The organism is Leucobacter sp. NPDC077196, from assembly GCF_040687075.1.
In the GTDB taxonomy this organism is placed as follows: domain Bacteria; phylum Actinomycetota; class Actinomycetes; order Actinomycetales; family Microbacteriaceae; genus Leucobacter.
The window spans coordinates 158850-166364 of record NZ_JBFBML010000007.1; the positions used below are offsets into that span (position 1 = coordinate 158850).

The following is a 7515-nucleotide window of genomic DNA, read 5'->3' on the forward strand; positions in this document are numbered from 1 at the left end:
TCCAGTGACCACCACGAATCTCCCTGTGGTGCGCGCCGCGAACACCTCGCGGCGCGCACCCGCCCGGGCGCTGCTCCTGCTGCTGCCCGCATATGCGCTCCTCGTCGGAGTCTTCGCGTATCCCGTGTTCGAGAGCATGTGGCGCAGCGTCAGCGAACCCGAGCTCGGCTTCGGCAACTACGCCTGGGCGCTGCAGAATCCGCAGAATCTCGAGATTCTCGCCCGCACGTTCGGCAACGCGTTCCTCGCCACTGTCATCTGTCTCTTGCTGGCCTACCCGTACGCCTTCCTCATGACCGTGGTGGGGCCGCGCGCACGCGCGGTGCTCGTCGTCATCTCGCTGATCCCGTTCTGGACCTCGCTGATGATTCGCACCTTCGCGTGGATCGTGCTGCTGCAGGATTCGGGTGTCGTGAACTCGTTCTTCGAGTTCATCGGGATCGGGCCTCTCCAGTTGCTCCGCAGCAACACCGGTGTGCTCATCGGTTTGAGCCAGGTGCTCATGCCGTTCATGGTGCTGCCGCTCTACGCCGTAATGAGTGGTATTGACGGCAGGCTCGTCACCGCTGCACGGTCGCTCGGTGCCCGGCCCTCGATCGCCTTCCTGCGCGTGTTCCTGCCGCTCTCAATCCCGGGAATCGCGGCCGGTTCTCTGCTGGTCTTCATCCAGTCGCTCGGCTTCTACGTCACCCCGGCGCTGCTCGGATCCCCGTCAGACAGCATGCTGGCGCAGGCCATCTATGCCCAGGTGAGCAGTCTGCTCGAATGGGGACGCGGTGGTGCACTCGGTGTGATCCTGCTGGTAGCGACCTTCATCTTGCTCGGCATCGTCGGGCTCATCGTGCGCTCGGCACAACGGAAGGGCCTCGCCGTGGAGGTGTTCTCATGATCAATATCCGTCCTGCCACCCGCGTCGTACTCTGGGCGATCAGTGTGCTCGTAGCCTTCTGGCTCATCGCACCGACCTTCGTCGTGATTCCGCTGAGCTTCACCGGAAAGGCGTCGTTCGCCTTTCCACCTGAGACCTGGTCGCTGCAGTGGTACGAGTCGTTCTTCTCGAATCCCGCTTGGACCTCGGCACTGGGCAACTCGCTGCTCGTCGGTCTGCTCGTCGCGCTGCTGGCGACCGTACTCGGCCTTCTCGCGGCTCTCGGGCTGCGCTCGCTGACGAGCAAGCGGATGTCGACGACGCTGCGCATCGGGCTGCTCGCACCCATGGTGGTGCCCGGCATCGTCGTCGCCATCGGCATCTACGCCGTCTTCTTGAAGCTCGGGCTCGTCGGCACCGTCGTCGGGTTCGTGCTCGCCCACACGGTGCTCGCCCTGCCGTTCACGGTCATCGCGATCACCGCCGGGTTCGCCGGCTTCGATGATCGACTCGAGCTGGCTTCGCTGAGTCTCGGTGCGAGCCGGCTGAAGACGTTCCTCACCGTGACGCTTCCGAACATCGTTCCGGGAATCGTCTCGGGTGCGCTCTTCGCGTTCGTCACGTCCTTCGACGAGGTCGTACTCTCGCTGTTCATCAAGAGCCCGTACCTCAACACCCTCCCTGTGCTCATGTACGCGAGTGTCACTCGCGATACCGACCCGACGCTCGCCGCAGCCGCGACCGTCATTCTCGTGTTCACCACCGTGCTCGTCATCGGCGCGCTGGTGCTGACCGGAAGGAAAAATCGTGCCCGACGAGCGTAATCAGCGCGGTGCCGAGATCCTGCTCGCAGGAGTTTCGAAGCACTACCCGAAGTCCATCGCCCTCGATGATGTCTCCCTCAGGGTGGAGGCGGGCGAGTTCATGACTTTCCTCGGTCCGTCGGGATCCGGGAAGACGACGACCCTCAACCTCATCGCGGGATTCACCGATCTCACCGAGGGGTATGTCGAGATCGACGGTCAGCGCATGGACGATGTGCCGGTGCATAAGCGGGGCCTTGGCATCGTGTTCCAGCACTATGCGCTGTTCCCGCACCTCTCGGTGCTCGACAACGTGCTCTTTCCACTGAAACAGCGCAAGGTGGCGCGGGCGGAAGCCGCAGAGCGGGCCCGAGCGGCGCTCATCACCGCGGGCCTCGAGGGATATGAGGATCGGCACCCCAAGGAGCTCTCGGGCGGTCAGCAGCAGCGCGTCGCCCTCGCCCGTGCGCTCGTCTTCGAGCCGAAAGTGCTCTTGCTCGACGAGCCGCTCGGCGCGCTCGACAAGCAGTTGCGCGAGCGCCTGCAGCTCGAGTTGCGCCGCGTGCACCGCGAGGTCGGGCGTACCTTCGTCTTCGTCACGCACGACCAGGAGGAGGCACTCACCCTGTCCGATCGCATCGCCGTGTTCAACGAGGGGCGGATCGAGCAGGTCGGCACCTCTGAAGACCTGTACGAGCGCCCGGCGTCGCTCTTCGTCGCCGGCTTCATCGGCGAGTCGACGAAGGTGATCAGCGACGACGGGAAATCGATCACGGTCGTGCGTCCCGAGCACGGTGAGCTCCACGCGACGCCCGACGGCGCGAGCGCCGGGCATCCCGCGGTGCCCGTCACCGTGCGACAGGCCATCTACCTGGGGTCGGGATGGAAGTACGAGGTCGTGCTGCCCGACGGCTCGACCGGCGTGGTGCGCGGCACACGAGGGCTCGACTGGCTCCACGGTGAGAACGAGTCGGCATGGCTCAGCTGGAAACCGGGGGCGGCCTCGGTCTTCTCCCTCTGAGTTCCGACCGCGGCCCGACCGCGACACTCCCGTTCAATCGCCCGGCAGGGCAGAAAGACCGATATTCATGATCAACGGCAACGTTTCTCACTGGTGGCAGCAGATCGGCGCCCCGAAACCGCGTGCCGCGCTCCCCGGCAATCTCACCGCTGATGTCGCAATTGTCGGAGCGGGCTACACCGGGCTGTGGACGGCGTACTACCTCAAGCAGCAGCGCCCGGAGCTGCGCGTGGTGGTCGTCGAGCAGCGGCACGCCGGCTACGGCGCCTCCGGTCGCAATGGCGGCTGGCTCACGAACTCCATCACCGGGGGCCGTGAGCAGTACGAGAAGACTCACGGCAAGGACGCCACTGAGCGGTTCCAGCGCGCGATGAACGAGACGGTCGACGAGGTGATCCGCGTCACCGAGGCCGAGGGGATCGACGCCGACATCAAGCGTGGCGGCGAGTTCGGGGTCGCCTATACGCCGGCGCAGGAATCGCGATTGCGGGCATTCGCCGCTTCGGAGCAGCGGTGGAAGCACACCGATCTCGCACTTCTGGAGCGCTCGGAGGCGCAGGCAAAGATCAATGTGGCGCATACGCGCGCCGCGGTCTGGCATCCCCATGCGGCGCGCATTCAGCCGGCCAAGCTCGTTGCGGGTCTCGCGGCGGCGGCGGAGCGTCTCGGCGTGGAGATCTACGAGCGCACCCGCGTCGTCGAGATCGCCCCGCACCGGGTGCACACCACCCACGGCACCGTCTCCGCGGAATACGTGGTGCGCGCGACCGAGGGATTCACTGCGAACCTCAAGGGCCTGCACCGCCTCTGGCTGCCCATGAACTCGTCGCTGATCGCGACCGAACCACTCAGCGAGGAGGTCTGGGATGAGTTGCGCTGGAACCAGGGCGAGGTGCTCGGCGATTTCGCGCACGTCTACATGTACGCGCAGCGCACCGCCGATGACCGCATCGCGATCGGCGGCCGCGGGGTGCCCTATCAGTACGGGTCGAAGACCGATACCGATGGCCGCACGCCAGAGGTGACGGTGGAGACGCTCAGCGAGATCCTGCACCGCTTCTTCCCGGTCACCCGGAATGCGGCGATCGACCATGTGTGGTCGGGCGTGCTGGGGGTGCCGCGTGACTGGGCGGCCACGGTCGGGCTCGACCGCTCGACGGGGATCGCCTGGGGCGGCGGCTACGTCGGCACCGGCGTCACATCGACGAACCTCGCGGGGCGCACGATCGCCGACCTCATACTCGGCAACGACAGCGAGATCACGGGGCTCCCGTGGGTGAATCATCGCGTGCGCAAGTGGGAGCCGGAGCCGTTGCGCTGGCTCGCGACGAAGGGGCTGTACGCGGCGTACGGGCTCGCCGATCGTTCGGAGCTCGCGGGTCGCGAGCAGACCTCGCCCATCGCCCACATCGCCGACGTCGTCACCGGCCGGCACTGATCCCAGAACCCGTTTGGAGCAGCACACATGAGTACCACCAGCACCGTTCGCACGTTCTCCGCCCACGGCACCGATGCGCTCGTGATCGGCCCGCACGGGCCGAAGCCGACCGCGCTCACGCCCGGCCAGACCGAGGCATCGACCACGGTCTGGGAGGACGCGCGCATTTCGACCGGACTGTGGGAGTGCACGGTCGGCGACTTCACCGCCGAGCGGCTCGGCTACACCGAGATCTGCACGATCCTCTCGGGGCGCGTGACCATCGAGGTTGAGGGGCAGGAAGACCAGGAGTTCGGGCCGGGCGACGTCATGGTGATGCCGTCGGGCTGGGTCGGCGTCTGGCGTGTGCACGAGCCGCTGCGCAAGCACTTCACCACGATCGCGGACTGATCTCGTGGCGACGGCAACGGGTCGCAGATCCGCGATCGTGGTCGGGGCGGGGGCCTGGGGGCTCCCCGCGGCGCTCGACCTGCAGGATCGCGGCTGGGACGTCACCCTCATCGAGCGGTTCGAGCCGGGTGGCCCGTCGGCCTCGAACGGAGGCAGCACCCGGTTGTGGCGACTCGCCGACACGCAACCGTGGCGCGCTCGGTCGCTGCGGGGCACGCTCGACGCCATGGATCGGCTGAGCGAGCGCCTGGGCGAGCCGGTGTATCGACGCACCGGCCTGCTCTGGCGCGACGACGCCTCACTGCCCGCAGTGGCCGAGTCGCTCGTCGCCATCGGAGAACCGGTCGAACGCATCGCGGCCGACCGGGTGGCGGAGGTGTTCGCAGGCCTGCGCCCCGACGGCCGAGACGCGCTCTACGTCGAGCAGGCGGGCGTGGTGCACATCGACCGACTGCTCGGGCGATCGCTCACGGCCTTCATCGCAGCCGGCGGCGTCTATCTGTCACAGACGCGGGTCACCGCGATCGAACCGGGAGCCGCCTCGGCAACGGTTCGGTTGGCGGGCGGTGAGCGTCGCACCGCCGACCAGGTGCTGGTCGCCGCCGGCCCGGGCACGGCAGAGCTGCTGCCCGGGCTCGGTATCGCGCTGCCGCTGACTCCGTACATCGAGCAGGTCGTCTACGTGGGCGATCCGGGCGCCGTTCCGCCCGCGGCGCCCGCCCCGGACCTGCCGGGCCTCGTCGACTGCCCACCGGCCGTTCCCACTGAGCAGGGGCCAGACTCGGCGGGCGTCTACGCCATGCCGAATGGGCCGTTGGGCTACAAGATCGGACTCGACCGGCCGCTGCGTTCGCTCGCGGGAGGGACGCTCGGCGACGACCTCGACCGCAGCCCCGTTGCAACGCGCACCGAGACGATCCGAGCACGGGTCGCACGCGATCTCACGTCGATCGTGCCCCAGGTGCTCGGAACCCAGGTGTGCACCTGGACCGACTCGGGAGACGGAGACTTCATCATCGGCCGCATCCACCCCTCCGTCGTGCTCGCCTGCGGCGATTCGGGCGAGGGGTTCAAGTACGCCGCGTTCATGGGCGAATACCTCGCGGCGCTCGTCGTGGGCGAACCGACGGATGCGGAATTCGACCAGCACTGGGATCCGGCCCGCTTTGGCACGGAGACCGCGCCGCGCCGGCACTACAGCCCAATCGGCAGGCACTGACCGCGCTGCCGGCGCATCGCCACCCACACCACACATCGACCGCAACCGAGAACGGAGCACCGAGCACCATGGAGCATTCAGGAGGCGACCTCGCGCTGATCGGCGCGACCCTGCGCAGCAACACCGGAGAGACCACCGACGCGACCGCGATCCTCATCCGCGCCGGCCGCATCGAACTCGTCGGCACCGACGCCGAGATCGCCGATGCTGCCGCGCAGTTCGCGATCCCGACCCGCGACCTCGGCGGGGCCACCGTGACGCCCGGCCTGTTCGACTCGCACACCCATCCGCACTGGGCGGCATCGGTGACCGCCGGGCTCGATCTCGGCGGACTCGAGACGATCGACGAGCTGCGCGCTGCGCTCGCCGCTGAGCACGCGCGTCTCCCGGACGGCGCGTGGCTGCGGGGCTGGAACCTCGAGTACGAGGCCTTCGAACACACCGGGCTGCGCGGCGATCTGCTCGCTGACGCGGCGCCCGGACGACCGGTCGCGCTCATCTGCTACGACTTGCACACCGGCCTCGCCACCGCCCCCGCGCTCGAAGCGGCCGGCATCACGGGAGTGCGCGTCTTCGACGACGCGAGCGAGATCGTCGTCGACGAAGCAGGGGCTCCCACGGGCGAGCTGCGCGAGCCGACGGCCTACAATCTCGTATTCGACGCCGCGCCGCAGCCGCCGCACGACGAAGAGCGCGACGGGCTGCGCGACATGTTCCGTCGGCTCGCCGCCGTGGGGCTCACCGGCGGGGCGATCATGGATGGCAAGGATGCCACGGTGGAGCTGCTCGAAGAGCTCGAGGAGCGGGGCGAGCTGGATCACCGCCTGACGGTGCACCACTGGCACGCCGTCGGCGACACCGACGCCGACGTGGCACGCGTCGTCTCGGAGAAGGATGGCGCCGGCCGCCTCTGGCAGACCGGCGCCATCAAACTCTTCAGCGACGGCGTCATCGATACGGGGACCGCGTGGCTGCACGAGCCCGACTCGTGCGGTGACGGGCGCGCGGCGTTCTGGCCGTCGTGGGAGCGCTACGGCGACGTCGTGCGCGCCTATCACGACGCCGGAATGCTCATCGCGACGCACGCCGTCGGCGACTTCGCCGTCAGCCGCGTGCTCGACGTGTACGCCACGCTGCCGGCGCGCGACGGACTGCCCTTCCATTCCATCGAGCACCTTGAAGTGCTCTCCGACGCCGACGTCGAGCAATTGCGCGGCAGCGGGGTGACCGCCTCGATGCAGCCGCTGCACATGCAATGGCGATCCTCCGATCACAGCGACTCGTGGGCGAAGCGGCTGGGCGAGGATCGGAGCCACACCGGGTACCGCGTGCGCGATGTGCTCGACGCGGGGGCGAGACTCGTGCTGGGTTCCGACTGGCCCGTGGCGCAGTACGACCCGCGCGTCGGCATGGCGTGGGCGCGTGGCCGCCACACCCCGGGCGACGCCTCGGCAAACGTGTTCGAGCCGTCGCAGCGGCTGTCCGGCGAGGAAGCCCTGCTCGCATACACGCTCTGGCCGGCGCAGGCGAGAGGTCATGCCGACCGCGGCGTCATCGCCATCGGCGCCGTCGGCGATCTCACGGTGTGGGGCGCCGACCCCGTCACCACCGACGCCGACGCGCTGCCCGAGGTGCCGATTGTGCTGACCGTCGTCGACGGCCGCATAGTGCACGAGGGCTAGCGGGCTCTCTCCCCCACCCACCCACCCACCCCCCCCATGCGAGCGGGGTCACTCTTCGTGCGTGTCGCGCACATGACACGCACGAAGAGTGACC

The 7515-nt window shown here is 68.4% G+C and carries 7 protein-coding genes; all 7 read left to right on the forward strand.

The window, feature by feature from the left end; translation table 11 throughout:
- Window positions 1-4 precede the first annotated feature (4 nt).
- Window positions 5-889: an ABC transporter permease gene (locus AB0O71_RS09460; RefSeq protein ID WP_363744611.1), complete on the forward strand. Its 885-nt coding sequence runs from the start codon at window positions 5-7 to the stop codon at window positions 887-889.
- Window positions 886-1692 (forward strand): ABC transporter permease, encoded by an 807-nt coding sequence (locus AB0O71_RS09465; protein ID WP_363744613.1) that lies wholly within the window; start codon window positions 886-888, stop codon window positions 1690-1692. Before AB0O71_RS09460 ends, AB0O71_RS09465 begins: the two co-directional genes overlap by 4 nt.
- The gene (locus AB0O71_RS09470) at window positions 1676-2692 is read left to right on the forward strand and encodes an ABC transporter ATP-binding protein (protein WP_363744615.1); all 1017 of its coding nucleotides are present in this window, start codon (window positions 1676-1678) and stop codon (window positions 2690-2692) included. Before AB0O71_RS09465 ends, AB0O71_RS09470 begins: the two co-directional genes overlap by 17 nt.
- A 67-nt stretch (window positions 2693-2759) precedes the next feature.
- On the forward strand, window positions 2760-4130 hold the full coding sequence (locus tag AB0O71_RS09475) for an FAD-binding oxidoreductase (RefSeq protein ID WP_363744617.1): 1371 nt from the start codon (window positions 2760-2762) through the stop codon (window positions 4128-4130).
- Between the two features lie 27 nt (window positions 4131-4157).
- Window positions 4158-4520: a cupin domain-containing protein gene (locus AB0O71_RS09480; protein ID WP_363744620.1), complete on the forward strand. Its 363-nt coding sequence runs from the start codon at window positions 4158-4160 to the stop codon at window positions 4518-4520.
- 4 nt (window positions 4521-4524) lie between these two features.
- A complete protein-coding gene (locus tag AB0O71_RS09485) occupies window positions 4525-5739 on the forward strand; it encodes an FAD-dependent oxidoreductase (protein WP_363744622.1) in 1215 nt (404 codons plus the stop codon).
- A gap of 68 nt (window positions 5740-5807) precedes the next feature.
- A complete protein-coding gene (locus AB0O71_RS09490) occupies window positions 5808-7421 on the forward strand; it encodes an amidohydrolase (RefSeq protein ID WP_363744624.1) in 1614 nt (537 codons plus the stop codon).
- Window positions 7422-7515 lie beyond the last annotated feature (94 nt).

Excerpts from the sequence above, each read along its gene's own strand:
- AB0O71_RS09465 (WP_363744613.1), top strand. The coding sequence starts at position 886 with ATGATCAATATCCGTCCTGCCACCCGCGTCGTACTCTGGGCGATCAGT.
- AB0O71_RS09475 (WP_363744617.1), top strand. The coding sequence starts at position 2,760 with ATGATCAACGGCAACGTTTCTCACTGGTGGCAGCAGATCGGCGCCCCG.
- AB0O71_RS09480 (WP_363744620.1), top strand. The coding sequence starts at position 4,158 with ATGAGTACCACCAGCACCGTTCGCACGTTCTCCGCCCACGGCACCGAT.
- AB0O71_RS09490 (WP_363744624.1), top strand. The coding sequence starts at position 5,808 with ATGGAGCATTCAGGAGGCGACCTCGCGCTGATCGGCGCGACCCTGCGC.